Genomic DNA, 16783 nt, shown 5'->3' on the forward strand with positions numbered 1-16783 from the left:
GTGAACACGGATATGGCGCGCTTTGTATTTATTACGGGGGGCGTGGTGTCCTCGCTCGGCAAGGGGCTGGCGTCGGCGGCGCTGGGGGCCCTGCTTCAGGCCCGCGGCTATAAGGTTCGCCTGCGTAAGCTCGACCCCTATCTGAACGTCGATCCGGGCACGATGAGCCCCTATCAGCACGGGGAAGTCTTCGTTACCGACGACGGCGCGGAAACCGACCTCGACCTCGGCCACTATGAGCGCTTCACGGCGGTCAATGCGCGCAAGACCGACAATATCACCACCGGCCGCATCTATTCCAACATCATCGAAAAAGAGCGGCGCGGCGATTATCTGGGGGCGACCGTGCAGGTCATTCCGCACGTCACCGACCAGATCAAGAGCTTTGTCCTGTCGGATCAGGGCGATGCCGACTTCATTCTGGTCGAAATCGGCGGCACGGTCGGCGATATCGAAGGCCTGCCCTTCTTTGAAGCCATCCGCCAGCTGGGGCAGGAACTGCCGCGCCGTCAGTGCTGCTTCATCCATCTGACCCTGCTGCCCTTCGTCAAGACGGCGGGCGAGATGAAGACTAAGCCGACCCAGCACTCGGTCAAGGAGCTGCGCTCGATCGGCATCCAGCCGGACATCCTTCTGTGCCGCAGCGAGTATGAAATCCCGCGCGAGGAGCGCCGCAAGATCGGTCTGTTCTGTAATGTGCGCGAAACGGCGGTCATTCAGGCCCTCGACTCGGCCAATATCTACGCCGTGCCGATCGACTATCACCGCGAAGGCTTCGACAACGAAGTGCTGAGCGTCTTCGGCATCGAAGACGCGCCGCAGCCCGATCTGTCGATGTGGGAAGACATCACCCACCGCTACGCCAAGCCGGACGGCGAGGTGTCGATTGCCATTGTCGGCAAATATACGGTGTTAAAAGACGCCTATAAGTCGCTGATCGAAGCCGTTTATCACGGCGGCATGGCCAACCGCGTCAAGGTCAATATCGAGTGGGTCGAGTCCGAAACCTTCGAGGACGATCCCGAAACCGTGCGTCAGAAGCTGGAAAACGTCCACGCCATTCTGGTGCCCGGCGGCTTCGGTGAGCGCGGGGCCGAGGGCAAGATCATGGCCGCCAAGTTCGCCCGTGAAAACCAGATCCCCTATCTCGGCATCTGTTTCGGGATGCAGATGGCCGTGGTCGAGGCCGCGCGCCATCAGGCCGGCATTGCCAAGGCCACCTCTTCGGAATTTGGCGACAGCGGCGAACACGTCGTAGGCCTGATGACCGAATGGCTCAACGGCAATGAGCTGAATCAGCGTGCGGCGGGCGGCAATCTGGGCGGCACCATGCGTCTGGGGGCTTTTGCGGCCAGCTTGCGTGAGGGCTCGAAAGTTGCCGACATCTACGGCACGACGCAGATTTCCGAGCGCCACCGCCACCGTTATGAAGTTAACCGCGACTACATCCCGCAGCTTGAGGCCTGTGGCCTGAAGTTCAGTGGCATGTCGCCGGACGGCCTGCTGCCGGAAATCGTCGAACGGGACGACCATCCGTGGTTTATCGGCGTGCAGTACCACCCGGAATACAAGTCCCGCCCCATGCAGCCGCACCCGCTGTTCAAGAGCTTCATTACCGCGGCGCTCGACCGCAGCCGTCTGGTTTAATTTTCAGGATATCCTCATGCGTCAGCTTATTTCTTCCGGTTCGCCGTTTGAACCGACCATCGGGTTTTCGCGCGCCGTGCGTATCGGCAACCGTATCGAGGTTGCGGGCACCACGGCCATGCGCGACGGCAAGCTGGTCGGGGCCGGGGACTGCTACCTGCAAACCAAAACCATCCTCGAAACCATCGTCAAGGCGGTGGAAGAGGCCGGCGGTTCGGTGACCGACATCATCCGCACGCGCATCTTCCTGACCGATATGTCGCTGTGGCAGGACGCCGCCCGCGCCCACGGTGAAGTGTTCGGTGAGATTCGTCCGGCGTCGAGCTTTCTCGGCACCTCAGCCCTGATCAACCCCGAATGGTTGGTTGAGATCGAAGCCTCGGCTCAGATAAAAGGGTAATCGGGCAAAAGCCCTTTGCCAAAAAGCGGGTTTGTAGTAACAGACCTTGACCATCCGGATATCGAATCCGGACAGATTTCGCGTCCGCAGGAGATTGTCATGTTCGCGCGCATCTTCAAGCCGTCCAAGACCGCCATGCAGTCGGGCAAGGCCAAGACTCAGGATTGGGTGCTGGAGTTTGAACCGGCCTCGGCGCGCACGCCTGACCCGCTGATGGGCTGGATTTCGGCGGCGGACACCAACACCCAGGTGCGCCTCTCCTTCGACACCAAGGAACAGGCCATGGCCTACGCCGAAACCCACGGCATCCCGTTCCGCCTGATCGAGCCGGAAACCCCGCCGAAGATCATCAAGGCCTATGCCGACAATTTTGCGTCCAACCGCCGCCAGAGCTGGACGCACTAAAAGCGCTTTCTGACTCCGTAGCTCAGCTGGATAGAGCATCCGCCTTCTAAGCGGACGGTCGCAGGTTCGAATCCTGCCGGGGTCGCCATTTCTCCAATTTGTGAGCACTGACCGTCCCTTTCGCTTTGACCGGGACGGCGGGCTGGTGTTGAATAGGGTGCGCCGCCACCGTAAAGGCCCTGTTGCCCATGTCCGTGTTCCGCCCCCTGTCCCGCCTTGCCGCGCCGCTCGCTCTGGCCGGTCTTGTGTGCGGTCTGACGGCGTGTAATCAGGGACAAAAGGCCACAGACGACAAGCCCGTGCAGGCCCCGGAGGCCAGGCTCACCCCTACCCAGAGCGACAGTGCCACGCTAAAGGCCGTCTTGACGCGCGGACGGGTCAATTGCGGCGTGCATCCCGGTCTGATCGGCTTTTCGTATAAGGACAATTCCGGCCGCTGGCGGGGCTTCGACGTCGATTTCTGCCGTGCTCTGGCCGCCGCCATCTTTTCCGACGCCGATAAGGTGACCTATGTGCCGCTCACCACGATCGAACGGTTCGAGGCACTGAAAACCGGCAAGGTCGATGTGCTGTGGCGTTCGACATCCTGGACCCTGTCGCGCGATGCCGCGGATCAGGTCGATTATGCCGGCATCAACTATTATGACGGTCAGGGTTTTCTGGTGCGCAAATCCCTGCGGCTGAACAGCGCCACCGAATTGAACGGTGCGCGCATCTGCGTGCAGACGGGGTCAACCAGCGAGCTTAATCTGGCCGACTTTTTCCGCGCGCGCGGGCTGAAATATAACCCGGTCGTGGTCAAAAACGAGGACGACGGGCGCGACGCCTATGCCGCCGGTCAGTGCGACGCCCTGAGCAGCGACGTGTCGGCCCTGGCGGCGGCGCGCACGACGCTGAGCGACCCGACGGCCCACACCATCTTGCCGGAAATCATTTCGAAGGAGCCTCTGGGGCCGGTCGTGCGACAAGGGGACGACCAGTGGACGGACATTGTGCGCTGGACGCTCTATGCGACCATCGTTGCGGAGGAACTGGGGGTGACCCATCAAACCGTCGAGGCTCAGAAGATGGAATCGCAGAACCCCGAAATCAAACGCCTTTTGGGGGCTGAGGGCAATCTGGGCGGAGGTCTGGGGCTGGGGCCCGAATGGGCTTTCAATATCGTCTCTCAGGTCGGCAATTACGGCGAAATCTTCGATCGCAATATCGGCGCAGATTCCCCCCTGCGACTATCGCGCGGGCTGAATGCACAATGGAATGCCCCGGAGCACGGTCTCCTCTATTCGCCGCCCGTGCGCTGAGCGGAGGTGACGACCGGCGTGTCGAGCGTCGTCTGACCCCATTCGGCCCATGACCCGTCATAGAGCCGTACCTTATCATGACCAACCTCATGCAGGGCCAGCGCGATAATGGCCGCCGTCACGCCTGATCCGCAGGAGGTGATGACCTGCGTTTTCGGCGTGACGTGCAGGGCCGAGAAGATGTTTTTCAGTTCCCCGACCGGTTTCAGCGCGCCGTCGCGGATAAGTTCTGTCGCGGGCAGGCTGCGGCTGCCCGGCATGTGCCCGGAGCGCAGACCAGCGCGCGGTTCCGGGGCCGTGCCATCGAAACGCGCGGCGGGGCGGGCGTCCAGAACCATCTCATCTGATGCGCCAAGATGTGACCGCAACACATTGATAGATATAACCATATCAGGTTTGGGGTTCGGGGTGTAGGTGACGCCTTTAATCCATTCCGCACCGCTACCTGTCGGATAGCCAGCCGCTATCCATGCCGGTAGGCCGCCCTTCAGCACCTGCACCTTTTTGTGGCCCATCAGGCGGAAGGTCCACCACACGCGCGCCGCGGAAAACAGGCCCTGGCGGTCATAGATCACCACGTGATCGGTTTCGCTGATGCCCATGTCGCCGACCGCCTGTGCAAACACGTCGGGGGTCGGGGCCATGTGCGGCAGGCCGCTGCTGCGGTCACTGATGGCGTCGATATCGAAGAATTGCGCCGTCGGGATATGGCTTTCAGCATAGAGGGCGCGCATGTCCGTGCCATCCAGCGCCCAACTGCCGTCGATGATCTTGACGGCCCCGGCATCGAGCAGGGATTTCAGGGCATCGGCCTCTATCTGGGCAGGCATGGTTTAGTCCTCTTTCATCTGCGCATAGGCGTCGAGCGCCCGCTGACGCGCCATGGCGTGATCGACGATCGGACGCGGCGCACCCCCTGAGTTAGAGGCTGAAACGCCTGCGAAATCAAACAGGTCGCGTTCAAATTTTTGGTGATGTGTAGAAGTTGCGCCCATTATCTTTTCCGCAAAACCGGAAACAAAGCGTCGGCGATAGGCTCCCTTCGGGTCGAATTTCTCGGCCTGAGTCAAGGGGTTGAAGATGCGGAAATAGGGGGCGGCATCGGCCCCGGACCCGGCCACCCACTGCCAACTGGCCGAATTGCTGGCCGGGTCGGCATCAACCAGCGTGTCCCAGAACCACTGTTCCCCCAGCCGCCAGTCGATCAAAAGATGCTTGGACAGGAACGAGGCGCAGACCATGCGCACGCGGTTGTGCATGAACCCGGTGCGCCAGAGCTGACGCATACCGGCATCGACCAGACTGTAGCCCGTTTTGCCGCGTTGCCACGCGCGCAAGCCGGCCGCATCGTCGCGCCACGGCATGGCATCGAAGGCGCTTTTGAAATTGACGCGATCCAGCTCCGGCTGGAGTTGCAGGATGTTGTAGCTGAAATCGCGCCAGGCCAATTCGGCCCTGAATTTTTCCAAATCTTCGCGCAGGGCCGGATGAGAGGCGGCGTGCGCTTCCGCCTCGTGCAGAACCCGGTGCGGGCTGATCTCTCCGAAACGCAGATGCGGCGACAGGCGCGAGGTGATGTCGAGATCGGGCCGGTCGCGATCTGGCGTGTAGCCTTTCAGCCCGGAGCGCAGGAAAGCTGACAGGCGCTGATGCGCGCCGTCTTCGCCCGGCGTCCACAGGTCGAAACCTTCAGACCAGTCGTGCCCCGATGGCGTCAGGGCGGGCTTTAGCCCCAGCGCGTCAATCTCCATGCTCTCCGGCCACTCTGCCGGGGCAGGCCAATGGGTCGCGACAGGGTTTCGCGCATGGCCCTTTGCCGCTCCATGTGCCAGCAGGGCGCGGTAGAAGGGGGTAAAGACCTTGTACGGATTGCCGTCACCCGTGCGGATCTGCGTCGGATCGGACAGAAGGTGCGTGTTGAAACTCTCAACCGGGATTTTTAACCCCTTGCCCAGACCGGCATCGAAGGCGTCGATCTTCGGCTCAAAGGTACGTGAGACGATCAGTCGCGTCGCCGAAACCTGCCCGATCAGGCGCGTCAACTGCGCCAAAGACGGCCCTTTGAGGACGATCAGACGTGATCCGCGCGCCCGCAACCCCTGATCCAGCGACCGCAAAGAGCGATCCAGCCACCATTTCGAAGCGGCCCCTAAAGGCCGTTGCGGCAGTTGGTCGTCGTAAATATAGACCGGTATAACGGGGCTGCCGCTGTTGAGCGCGGCTTCCACGCCTTCATGATCTTGCAGTCGCAGATCGGAACGAAACCACAGGATCGTCGTTTGGGTCATCAATAGGGGCCTGTTCAAAACCCGGTTTACGTGCGGCCGGGCGGGTTCGATCAATCCGATGACTATTGACCGGATGGGGGGAGGCGACTAAGCCAGAATGATCTAGCATCCAGAGTCCCTTTATGTCCTCACCGCCGAAACTGAGCGCGTGTATTATCACCAAGAATGAAGCCGATCGTCTCGCCAATTGCCTGCGCGCGATAGAAGGGCTGGCCGATGAGGTGGTGGTGGTCGATTCCGGCTCTACGGACGGAACGCCGGACATGGCCCGTCAGATGGGGGCGAAGGTCTTTCACAACGACTGGATGGGGTACGGGCCGCAAAAGCGCTTTTCCGAAGACTGCGCGAGCTTCGACTGGATCCTCAATCTCGACGCTGATGAGGTGGTGACGCCGCAGTTATATCAGGAAATCAAGGCCCTTATGGCGCGTGGCCCTGACCTGCCGGCCTACCGGTTCAAACTGCGCAATGTCTATCCGGGCAAGGACAAGCCGCGCCTGTGGGCCGACTATCACAACTATGTCCGTCTTTATGACCGGCGAAAAGTACGCTTCCGCGACTCGCTGGTGCACGACACGGTGGACACAAAAGACGCGCGCGTGGGGCAGTTACGCGGATCGGCAACGCACTTTTCGGCGCGCTCCTATGAGCACATCCGCCAGAAGCTCGACTCCTACACCAACCTTCAGGCCAAGGCGCTGAAAAAGCCAGCCTGGGCCATATGGACGCGGCTGCCGTTCGAATATCCGTTCGTTTTCACACGCTATTTCCTGTTCCGGTGTCACTTCACCGGCGGATGGGACGGGGTGCGGTCCAGCCATCTGGCGGCTGAGGCCCGCGTGAAGCGCTTATTGAAAATTCTCAAGGCTCAAAAAGAGCTTAAAGTGAAATCTTAAGGCATCAGATTACATGTCTTCTGCAAAACCCTCCTTCTGGCAAGATGTGGCCTGGCGTTTCGAAGCGCTGATGTACGACCTGTTTGTCGGTGTCGTGCGCGCCCTGCCGGTCGATACGGCGTCGGACATGGGGGCGTGGCTACTGAAGGCCATCGGCCCCATCACCCCGACCCAAAAACTGGTACGTCAGAACCTCGACCTCGCCTTTCCGGACAAGGACGAGGCGTGGAAGGCGGATGTCGCGCGCGCTCAGTGGGACAATCTGGGGCGGACTTTTGCGGAATTCGCCATTATGGACCGCATCCGCATCGCTAATGGGCGGGTCGAGGTGGTCAATATGGAGCGCCTCAAGGCCATAGCCGAGAGCCAAACCCCCGTGGTCTTTATTTCCGGGCATTTTGCCAACTGGGAGATTATGCCCTCGACCATAGTCGATGCCGGGGTGGACTGTCAGATGACCTATCGCGCCGCCAACAACCCGTATGTCGATGAACGCATCAAGGCGGGACGGATGCGTTACGGCGTGCGACTGTTCGCACCGAAGGGCGGCGACGGGGCCAAGGAATTGCTGATCGCCATGGCCAAGGGCGAATCGGTAGCGCTGATGAATGATCAGAAGTTCAATCGCGGCGTGGCCACGCCGTTTTTTGGGCGCAGCGTCGATACGGCCCCCGGCCCGACGCGGCTGGCTATGCGCTTCGGCACGGTCTTGCAGCCGATGACGGTCGAGCGTCTGCACAAGGCGCGCTTCCGTGTGATCGTCCATGAGCCGATAGAGGTGGATGATACCGGTCACAAGGCCGCCGATATCGACAGCACCGTGGCCAGGGTTTCCGCCTTTATCGAAGAGGTGGTGCGTGCGCGACCGCAAGAATGGTTCTGGGTGCATAAGCGCTGGCCCAACGACGCCTATAAGCCCGGTACGCCCAAAGCCCCTTAACGTCGCCTCATAATATGTGAAGCTGTGCCGACTTGCCTGTCAGCCCGGTCGGCTTCATGATACGGCTCCTGAGGAAACCGTCGTCCGCTACATGTCCGAGTCGCCCAAACCCCGAATCGTCAATCGACGCCTGCTGATCGCGGGGGCCTCCCTGTTGGGGGGGATGTTTGTGGTTATGGTCGGGATATTGTGGGGCGACGATATTATGCGTCACAATCTCGACCCCAAGGTTCCGTTTCAGACCTACCGGCCGCCGGCGGCTCCAGATTACAGCAAGGCCGCCGCCTGGTATCTCAATCCGGCGCTCAATGGGTTTGAGGTGCGCCGTAACCGGAATCCTCAGAAGGTCGATGTCTTCTTCATCCATGCCACCAGCTTCAATGGCGGCAAGGACTGGGTGGGTCCAATCGACGACCCGGCGGCCAGTACTGAGGTCATGCGCAATCAGCTTCCCAACTATGCGGGGCCGTTTAACGCGATCGGCTATGTCTATGCGCCGCGCTATCGTCAGGCCAGCCTCTATAGTCAATTAACCCAGCGCGAGGACGCACGTGAAGCCCGGCAATTTGCCTATGGCGATATCGCAATGGCCTTTGAGGCCTTTCTGGCCCAGCGCCGCAACGGCAACGGTTTTGTCATCGTCGGACTGGAGCAGGGGGCTTTTCTGGGGCATAGACTGCTCAAAGAGCGTATCCTGACCGATGAGAGGTTAAAGCCGGCTCTGGTGGCCGCCTATTTCCTCGAATCTCTGACGCCGGCCGATGATTTTCAAGCGGGGCAAGCGGTTTCGGCCTGTCAGCAGCGCGCCCAATATGGCTGCGCCATTGCCTATCTGAGCGTCGATAATGGCCGCCCTGATCGCGCCTTGCAGGCGCAGCGCCGCGCCATGGACTGGAGCCCGACCAGTATTATGGAGCCGTTGGACGGTAAGGCCCTGTGCGTCAATCCGCTGACGGGCGGGGTGACGGACAAGGAGGTCGAGGCGCGCCACAGTCTGGGGGCCGCCAATGCCACCGGCCTCGAATGGGGGACGACACCGGCCCTGATCCCGCGCAAGGTCAGTGCACGTTGCCGCGGCGATATCCTCTATGTATCGCGCCCCTCCGGCCCGTCCTTCGACATTGACGGGTCGTGGGCGGATAACAAAAAAGTTCGTCCCTACAATCTCTTCTACGCCGATCTTCAGGCAGATGTTCAGGCGCGCTGGTTCGCCTGGCGCGGCGCGCAAGGGGATTAATCCACCTTATCCGCCGCATCGGGTCGCCAGTCGAACAGGTGACGCAGGACTTCCAGAGCCTGCTGACGCGGAGGCGGGAACTGCGCCTCGTTCAGAAGGATGTATTGGGCTTCGCGTGAGGCCGTGGCGATCAGGTCTGCATGGGCGACCGGATCGACAAAGCGATAGGCGGGGAAGCCCGATTGCCGCGCCCCCAGCAGGTCGCCTTCACCGCGCAGCTTCCAGTCCATTTCGGCGATCTCAAACCCATCTTCCGTCGTGCGCAGCAGCTCCAGCCGCGCCTTAGCGGCCTGTCCCAGCGGCATATCATAGAGCAGGATGCAGGCGCTCTTGGCCGAACCCCGCCCGACACGGCCACGCAACTGATGCAATTGTGCCAGACCGAAGCGTTCGGCCTGTTCGATAATGATGATCGAAGCGTTAGGCACGTCGATGCCCACTTCGACCACGGTCGTCGCGCACAGTAGCGGCAGTTGGCCAGCGGCAAAACGCGCCACCACGTCTTCTTTTTCGGCCGACGGCATTCGCCCGTGCACCAGCCCGACCTCACGCCCCAGTGCGTCCTGAAGCGACTCGTGGCGGGCTTCGACGGCGATCAGGTCGGAGTCGGCGCTTTCTTCGACCAAAGGACAGATCCAGTAGGCTTGCGATCCGGCGGCTATAGCCGATTTCAGCCGGTCAAATACCTCCGACAGACGGGCACGCGGTATGACGGCGGTATGGATGGGTTGCCGGCCGGCGGGCTTTTCATCGAGCACGCTAAGGTCGGATTCGCCATATTGGGTGAGGGCCAGTGTACGCGGAATGGGCGTCGCCGACATGGAGAGGTAGTGGACGCTGTCGCCTTTCAGAAACAGGCGCTGTCGCTGCCCTACGCCAAACCGATGCTGCTCGTCGATAACGCAAAATTGCAGGCTTTTGAAATCCACGCCTTCCTGAAACACCGCATGGGTGCCGAAAATCAGGGTGGTGTCGCCTGACGCCACAGCGGCGCGTTTGGCTTCGCGCTCCTTACCCTTGTCGCGTCCCGTCATCAGCACGGCGGAGATGCCCATATCGCTCACGATTGGTAGCGATTTCTCGTAATGCTGACGCGCCAGAATCTCGGTCGGGGCCATCATGACGCTCTGATGTCCGGCTTCGGCGACGTCGATCATGGCCATCAGGGCCACCAAAGTCTTGCCCGAACCGACATCGCCCTGAATCAGGCGGTTCATGCGTTCGCCGGAGCGCAGGTCGCCGCGAATATCGTTCAGGGCGCGCGTCTGAGCCCCCGTGAGGGCGAAAGGCAGGGCGGACAGCGCTTTATCGGCCCACAGGTGACGGTCGATGATCAGGGCGGGGGTCGCCTGACGGTGCTGCTTGCGTGCCTTCATGGCCAGTTGATGGGCCAGCGCCTCGTCATAGGCGAGCCGTTTGCGCGCCGGGGCTTCGGGCAGCAGGTCGGCTTCGCTCACGGGCGCATGGGCCGCGCGCAACGCATCCGAAAAACCAGAAAGTTTCAACCGCCCCAACGTGTCGGTATCCAGCCACTCCGGCAGGTCGGGCACCCTGTGCAGGGCCGCTTCGACGAAACGCCGCATCAGTCGCGGCGAAACCGCCGCCGTGGCCGGATAGACGGTTTCAAACAGAGGGATGGTGTCCTGTTTGTCCAGCGGCACCAGATAGTCCGGATGATTCATCTGTAGCGACGAGCCGAAACTTTCGACCTTGCCGCTGATCCAGCGGGCTTCGCCGACCGGATGTTGCTGTTCAAAGCCCCGGATCGGGTGGAAATAGGTCAGTTGCATCTGCCCGCTGTCATCGAAGACGGTAATGCGCTGCGGTCCCTTACCGCCGCTTTTCTGATAGCTGCCGATGGTCACACACAGGGTCTGGACCTGTCCCACCCGCGCTTCGGCGATGCGGCTTACCGGGCGAAAAATCAACTGGCTGGGCAGGGTAAACAGCAGGTCACGCACATAGGGCCCGACGTGGCGGATCAGATGCGGCGCAATTTTCGGCCCGACCCCTTTCAGGCCGGTCAAAGACGTGTAATAGGGGAACAAAATTTCCGGACGCATAGGCTCTTTCAAGCACCAAACCGTATGAAAGAGAAGGGCGATTGCGCTCCACAGACGGGAAAACCATGACCGACACCGCTGACGATCTCCATCAGGCCCGCCTGCGCAAGCTGTGGTTCCGCGCCTCACGCCGCGGTTTCAAGGAGGCGGACATCATTCTGGGGCATTTCGCCGAGGAATATCTGCCGACCATGACCGCCGAACAGCTCGATATCTTCGAAGCCCTGCTCGAAGCGCCGGATCAGGATCTCTATGGCTGGATCATCGAACGCGACCCTGTGCCACCGGAGCATGATTCCGAAATTATGAGCCAGCTCAATCAGTATTATAAATTAGCTTACACAAAGCTTCAGCAATAGATGTCCGATATTTCCCGCATTACTGCCGCTGCCACCCGCCTGTCTCTGACCGGGTGTCCGCCGGGTTATGACAGTCTGGTAGCGTCGGACCTGACGCGCGCCGAAGGACTGGCGCTGTTCGTGGCGCGCGATCATGGCCGTATGAACGCCGTCGCCGAAGAACTGGCCTTCTATGCGCCGGAACTGGATGTGATTCGCTTTCCGGCCTGGGACTGCCTGCCCTATGACCGGGTGAGCCCGACGACCGCCCTGATTGCCCAGCGCATGAGCGGTCTGACGCGGCTTCAGGCCCTGAACGGGAAACCGGCGAAGCCTGTGCTGATCCTCACCACCTCGGCCGCCTTGTCGCAGAAGGTGCCGCCGCGCGACGCCATGCGCGGTAGTCTGTTGTCGCTCAAACCCGGTCAGAGTATCGAAACGCGCGAGCTTGAAGCCTATTTTTCACGCAACGGTTATAACCGCGTCTCGACCGTTTCGGAGCGCGGCGAATTCGCCGTGCGCGGCGGCATTATCGACGTCTTTTCGCCCAGCCAGGACGAACCGGTGCGGCTCGACTTCTTCGGCGATCAACTCGAATCCATCCGCACCTTCGATCCGGAAACCCAGCGTTCGCTGAAGCAGATTACCGCCATCGACTTTATGGCGGTGAGCGAAATCCTGCTGGACGATCAGAGCATCAGCCGTTTCCGTCAGGGGTACCTTGAAAACTTCGGCGCCCCCGGCGATGACCCGATCTATGCGGCGGTGTCTTCCGGTATCCGCCGGCAGGGCGTCGAAACCCTGCTGCCTCTGTTTTACGAGCGCCTCGACAGCGTTTTCGACTATCTGCCGCCGCAGACCCTGATCCTTCTGGACGGTCTGGCCGAGCAGGCCTTCGGCGAATGGCGCGACTCCGTGCTCGATGCCTATGAGTCGCGCAAAGGGTCCGGCGATGCCCGCGTCATGGCCAAGGGCGCGGTCAAGCTCGACAGCGGCTATCGTGCCCTGCCACCCGGTCGCCTCTACCTCGACGACAGCGAATGGCAGGGCGGTCTGCAAAAGGGCCGTGTGCGTCAGTTCGAGACCTTTCAACGCGATGAGGCTTCGGCCATTGATTTGGGGGCGCGTCCGGGTCGCAGCTTCGCGCCGGAACGCCATCAGGATAGCGTCAATCTGTTTACCGCCGTGGCCGACCACGCCAAGGCCCTGTCGAAGGCCGGGAAGCGGGTGCTGTTCGCCTCGTGGACCGAAGGCTCGTCCGATCGTTTGGGGGCCATGCTGTCCGACCACGGCCTCGACAAGACGCGGCTGGCCAAAGACTATGCCGATGCGCTGAGTTTCGGAGTCGCGGGCACCAAGGTCAAGCCGATCCAGCGCGCCGTTTTGCCGCTCGATCAGGGGTTCGAGACCGAGACCTTGGCGGTCATTTCGGAAACCGATATCTTAGGTGATAGATTAGCCCGCCCGCGTAAACGTCGGCGTGCCAATAATTTTCTGGCCGAAGCGTCGTCGCTGTCCCAGGGCGATCTGGTCGTGCATATCGAGCACGGAATCGGCCGCTATGAGGGGCTGAAGACGCTGAGCGTCAATGATGCGCCGCACGCCTGCCTTGAACTGCAATACGCCGCCGAGGCCAAACTGTACCTGCCGGTTGAAAATATCGACCTGCTGACGCGCTACGGGGCCGATTCCGACACGGCGCAACTGGACCGGCTGGGTTCAGCAAGCTGGCAGGCGCGCAAATCGAAGGCCAAGGAAAAACTGCGTGAGATGGCCGACGGCCTGATCCAGCTCGCGGCGGCGCGCGCGCTCAAGGTGGGTCAGCAGATCGACCCGCCGTCCGGGCTATACGACGAATTCTGCGCGCAGTTTCCTTACGAAGAAACCGAAGACCAACTCAACGCCATCCACGATGTGCTCGACGACCTGTCGAAGGGGCATCCGATGGATCGCCTCATCTGCGGCGATGTCGGTTTCGGCAAGACCGAGGTGGCCCTGCGCGCGGCCTTTGTGGTGGCCATGTCGGGTCAGCAGGTGGCCATTATTTGCCCGACGACGCTTCTGGCGCGCCAGCATTTCAAGACCTTCAGCCAACGGTTTCAGGGCTGGCCCATCCGTGTGCGCCACCTGTCGCGTATGGTGACGCGCAAGGAGGCGGATGAGACCCGCGACGGCCTGAAAAGCGGCGAGGTCGAGGTGGTGATCGGTACGCACGCGCTCCTGTCCGAGCAGGTGGGTTTCAAGGATCTGGGCCTTGTTATCGTCGATGAGGAGCAGCATTTTGGCGTCAAGCATAAGGAAAAGCTCAAGGCCTTCCGTGCCGACGTGCATATGCTGACCCTGTCGGCGACTCCGATCCCGCGCACGCTTCAGATGGCCCTTTCCGGCATTCGGGAAATGTCGATCATCGCCACGCCCCCCGTGGACCGTCTGGCGGTACGCACCTACATCCTGCCGTTCGACGCCGTCAGCATACGCGAAGCCCTGCTGCGTGAGAAATATCGCGGCGGGCAGGCCTATTATGTGGTGCCGCGCCTGAAGGACCTGCCGGACCTTGAACGCTTCCTGCGGGAGCAGGTGCCGGAGGTCAAATTCATCGTGGGTCACGGTCAGATGACGCCGACCCAGCTCGAAGAAGTCATGACCGCCTTCTATGATGGTCAGTACGACGTGCTGCTGGCGACCACCATTGTCGAGTCCGGGCTGGACGTGCCGACCGCCAATACGCTGATCGTCCACCGCGCCGACATGTTTGGATTGGCGCAGCTTTATCAGATCCGCGGGCGTGTCGGGCGCTCCAAGACGCGCGCCTTCGCCTATCTGACGACCCAGCCGCACCAGATTTTAAGTGAAGCTTCAGAAAAGCGTTTGAAGGTCTTGCAATCTCTGGATAATCTGGGCGCTGGGTTCCAGCTGGCCAGCCATGATCTGGATATCCGAGGCGGCGGCAATCTGCTGGGCAATGAGCAGTCCGGCCATATCCGCGAAATCGGCGTCGAACTGTATCAGCAGATGCTGGAAGACGCCGTAAATGAGTTACGCAGCCGCGCCGATGAGCCCGCGATCGACAATCGGGGCTGGTCGCCACAGATCAATGCCGGGGCTGCGGTCATGATCCCGGAAGACTATATTCCCGACCTCAATATCCGCCTGTCGCTGTATCGCCGCGTCTCGGAGGCCGAAAAGCGCGAGGATCGCGAAGCGCTGGCCGCCGAGCTGATCGACCGCTTCGGGCCCATTCCGGAAGAGGCCGAACAGCTCCTGAAAGTCGTCGGCATCAAGGGCCTGTGCCGCGAAGCCAATGTGGCCAAGATTGATGTTGGCCCGAAGGGGGCGGTCATCAGCTTCCGCAATGAGCAGTTCAGCAATCCTATGGGGCTGATCGGGCTCATTCAGGCCAATCCGCAGGACTGGAAGCTGCGTCCGGATCAGAAGCTTCTGGTGCGGGGCGAATGGCCGGAAGCGGCCGGGCGTCTGGCGGCGGCCGAAAAGATCATGACGCGACTGGCGGCGATTGCGGCCGGGTAAGGCTCAGACCGCCTGACCCATCGTACCGGGGGCCGGGCGAATCTGCTGGGCAGCGCGCGTCAGAGCTTCGGCTACCGGTTCGCCGCCGATCAGTTCAGCCACGCCGACGTCAAATTCGACAACGAAGGGCGAACGACCGCCGCCGGATTCAAAGGCCGTACAACTGATCACCGCTCCGATCCGCTCCCCGACGAGGCGCGCGGCGGCTTCGGGCGTGGCGGGCAGGGCGAGGGCAAACACCTCTTCCGACAAACGCCCGGCCGTGTCTTCGGCGCGCACCAGCCGCGAGATCATCGAACCGATCTGAGGCATGGCGCGTTCAAGCGATTTCCGCATCCGGGCCTGTGCAATTTCTGGATTTTCAGAAATTTTAAGCACGCAAACGCTCAAAGGTCGGTTGCGTTGGCTGGAGGCCTTGGCCAGTCGCGCCAGATGGGCGGCAAACAGGTCGCGTGTAAACAGACCCGTGCCCTTGTCCATATACGGGCTGTGGTTGACGGCCTCCAGCGCCTGCCGTGTATTGCTCTGACGGCGATAGGCGCGGGCCAGACGCAGCACGCGGTCGGCGATTTCGGCTTCGTTTGCCCCCGGCGCGGACACATCGTTGACGCCACGCAGGAAGGCATCGCCCAAATCCAGATCGACGGATTTCTGTAAACGCAGGAAGACCGGGGTGTGGTAGAGCCGGGTATTACGCCGCATACCCGATGCGATCGAGAGGGCTTCCGCAACGGACTCACGCCCCCACAGGACGACCGCGTCGAACGTCTTATCATGAAGATAATCAAAGGCCGAATAGCTAGTGAAGGCCGCATAAAGGTCAACCCCGCGCGCGCGTAGGGTATGGCTGAGGGCCAGAAAATCCGGGTCTGCCGGCCCTACCGAAAGTATGGCCAGCGGCTTGTCATCGTCGCGCGGCGGTATGTCCAGCCCTAGGGCACTCAGGGTGTCGCGCCGCAGTTCGTATTCCTCTTCGGCGACATTGGCGCGCACCATGTGCTCAAGGCCAAGGACGATCTGCTGCGGGTGAGCGTCGCGGTCATAGACCATGTCCCAGCCTTCGGGGATGCTGTACTGACCGTTGTGTGTCACCTGAACGATGGGCAGACGGCGCGGCGCACAGGCCTCACGCAGGCGGGTAACGAGATCGGCGGTACAATCCGGGTGGGCGGCATCAACCAGTACCGCCTCGATCTGGAGATCAGCGATGCAGGCCAGCGCCGCGTCGGCGCGATAGGCGGTAATGCTGCGCCAGCCCAGCCGGTCAAGCTCGGCCCCCAGCCGCTCCGGCCATTGCTGATCCTTCGCCAGCAGCAAGACGCGCGCCTGAATGGTCAACTCACACTCCCTGAAAAACAGGCCCTGAACACAGGATATCCACCCGCCCTGGACGCGGTAGGATAAGGCCTAAACGATTCGTCTCGCCAAAAGGTAAACGGCCGGAAAGGTTTAAAGGCGGACCACAAATCGCCTGTGGTTGTCTTCGGCATCGGAAGCCAGCAGGCAAAAACCGTTCTGCTGACAGAAGTGGGGCACGTCGACCTGCGCCATCGGATCATCGGCCAGCAAGGTGATAATGGCGTCTGGATGCTCGGACAGGGCCTTACGCAGGCGCAGGGTCGGTACCGGGCAGCGATGGCCACGGGCGTCGATCAGCAGGGCAGGCGGCTCGGTCGGGGTCACAGAGGTCTCAAAAATGCCTTTCCCATGCAGAAGGCTTTGGTCAATGCCGCCGAATCC

14 protein-coding genes and 1 tRNA gene are annotated in these 16783 nt (G+C 61.4%); 10 read left to right on the top strand and 5 right to left on the bottom strand.

The genetic code is table 11. From position 1 onward, the window contains the following. The first annotated feature begins 12 nt into the window (after positions 1 to 12). The 5 genes from pyrG (at position 13) to PQU94_RS13990 (ending at position 3753) form a co-directional block, all read left to right on the top strand. Positions 13 to 1647 (top strand): CTP synthase, encoded by a 1635-nt coding sequence (gene pyrG / locus PQU94_RS13970; RefSeq protein ID WP_126424160.1) that lies wholly within the window; start codon positions 13 to 15, stop codon positions 1645 to 1647. Positions 1648 to 1663: 16 nt separating this feature from the next. Continuing rightward, on the top strand, positions 1664 to 2047 hold the full coding sequence (locus PQU94_RS13975; protein WP_272742049.1) for a RidA family protein: 384 nt from the start codon (positions 1664 to 1666) through the stop codon (positions 2045 to 2047). 99 nt (positions 2048 to 2146) lie between these two features. Continuing rightward, positions 2147 to 2452 (top strand): ETC complex I subunit, encoded by a 306-nt coding sequence (locus PQU94_RS13980; RefSeq protein WP_272742050.1) that lies wholly within the window; start codon positions 2147 to 2149, stop codon positions 2450 to 2452. A gap of 11 nt (positions 2453 to 2463) precedes the next feature. Further along, a tRNA-Arg gene (locus PQU94_RS13985) sits at positions 2464 to 2540 on the top strand. A 100-nt stretch (positions 2541 to 2640) separates the two neighbouring features. Further along, positions 2641 to 3753: an amino acid ABC transporter substrate-binding protein gene (locus PQU94_RS13990; protein ID WP_272742051.1), complete on the top strand. Its 1113-nt coding sequence runs from the start codon at positions 2641 to 2643 to the stop codon at positions 3751 to 3753. On the opposite strand, the gene sseA is transcribed toward PQU94_RS13990, so the two are convergent. Together sseA and PQU94_RS14000 are read right to left on the bottom strand one after the other, a co-directional pair. After that, a complete protein-coding gene (sseA, locus tag PQU94_RS13995) occupies positions 3732 to 4583 on the bottom strand; it encodes a 3-mercaptopyruvate sulfurtransferase (protein ID WP_272742052.1) in 852 nt (283 codons plus the stop codon). The two genes, PQU94_RS13990 and sseA, sit on opposite strands and share 22 nt — an antisense overlap. Before the next feature lie 3 nt (positions 4584 to 4586). Further along, on the bottom strand, positions 4587 to 6041 hold the full coding sequence (locus tag PQU94_RS14000; protein WP_272742053.1) for a cryptochrome/photolyase family protein: 1455 nt from the start codon (positions 6039 to 6041) through the stop codon (positions 4587 to 4589). A gap of 122 nt (positions 6042 to 6163) precedes the next feature. Here PQU94_RS14000 and PQU94_RS14005 point away from each other — a divergent pair, with 122 nt between their 5' ends. The 3 genes from PQU94_RS14005 to PQU94_RS14015 all read left to right on the top strand — a co-directional run bounded on the left by PQU94_RS14005 (position 6164) and on the right by PQU94_RS14015 (position 9114). After that, positions 6164 to 6937: a glycosyltransferase family 2 protein gene (locus tag PQU94_RS14005; RefSeq protein WP_272742054.1), complete on the top strand. Its 774-nt coding sequence runs from the start codon at positions 6164 to 6166 to the stop codon at positions 6935 to 6937. A gap of 13 nt (positions 6938 to 6950) precedes the next feature. Then, complete coding sequence (locus PQU94_RS14010) at positions 6951 to 7877, top strand: lysophospholipid acyltransferase family protein (protein ID WP_272742055.1); 927 nt, start codon at positions 6951 to 6953, stop codon at positions 7875 to 7877. Positions 7878 to 7968: 91 nt separating this feature from the next. Next, positions 7969 to 9114 carry a DUF3089 domain-containing protein gene (locus PQU94_RS14015; RefSeq protein ID WP_272742056.1) on the top strand — a complete coding sequence of 382 codons (1146 nt, stop codon included), beginning with the start codon at positions 7969 to 7971 and terminating at the stop codon, positions 9112 to 9114. Here the strand turns inward: PQU94_RS14015 and recG are convergent. Then, complete coding sequence (gene recG, locus PQU94_RS14020) at positions 9111 to 11177, bottom strand: ATP-dependent DNA helicase RecG (RefSeq protein WP_272742057.1); 2067 nt, start codon at positions 11175 to 11177, stop codon at positions 9111 to 9113. The genes PQU94_RS14015 and recG overlap by 4 nt on opposite strands. Before the next feature lie 65 nt (positions 11178 to 11242). Between recG and PQU94_RS14025 the strand changes: the two genes are divergently transcribed. Together PQU94_RS14025 and mfd are read left to right on the top strand one after the other, a co-directional pair. After that, on the top strand, positions 11243 to 11536 hold the full coding sequence (locus PQU94_RS14025) for an FAD assembly factor SdhE (RefSeq protein WP_272742058.1): 294 nt from the start codon (positions 11243 to 11245) through the stop codon (positions 11534 to 11536). Beyond that, positions 11537 to 15043 carry a transcription-repair coupling factor gene (gene mfd, locus PQU94_RS14030; RefSeq protein WP_272742059.1) on the top strand — a complete coding sequence of 1169 codons (3507 nt, stop codon included), beginning with the start codon at positions 11537 to 11539 and terminating at the stop codon, positions 15041 to 15043. Positions 15044 to 15046: 3 nt separating this feature from the next. Here the strand turns inward: mfd and PQU94_RS14035 are convergent, their stop codons facing one another. Both PQU94_RS14035 and PQU94_RS14040 read right to left on the bottom strand, forming a co-directional pair. Next, positions 15047 to 16381: a diguanylate cyclase domain-containing protein gene (locus tag PQU94_RS14035; RefSeq protein ID WP_272742060.1), complete on the bottom strand. Its 1335-nt coding sequence runs from the start codon at positions 16379 to 16381 to the stop codon at positions 15047 to 15049. Between the two features lie 111 nt (positions 16382 to 16492). Next, positions 16493 to 16726 carry a sulfurtransferase TusA family protein gene (locus tag PQU94_RS14040; protein ID WP_272742061.1) on the bottom strand — a complete coding sequence of 78 codons (234 nt, stop codon included), beginning with the start codon at positions 16724 to 16726 and terminating at the stop codon, positions 16493 to 16495. Between the last annotated feature and the right edge of the window lie 57 nt (positions 16727 to 16783).

This window comes from Asticcacaulis currens (assembly GCF_028550395.1).
GTDB lineage: Bacteria > Pseudomonadota > Alphaproteobacteria > Caulobacterales > Caulobacteraceae > Asticcacaulis > Asticcacaulis currens.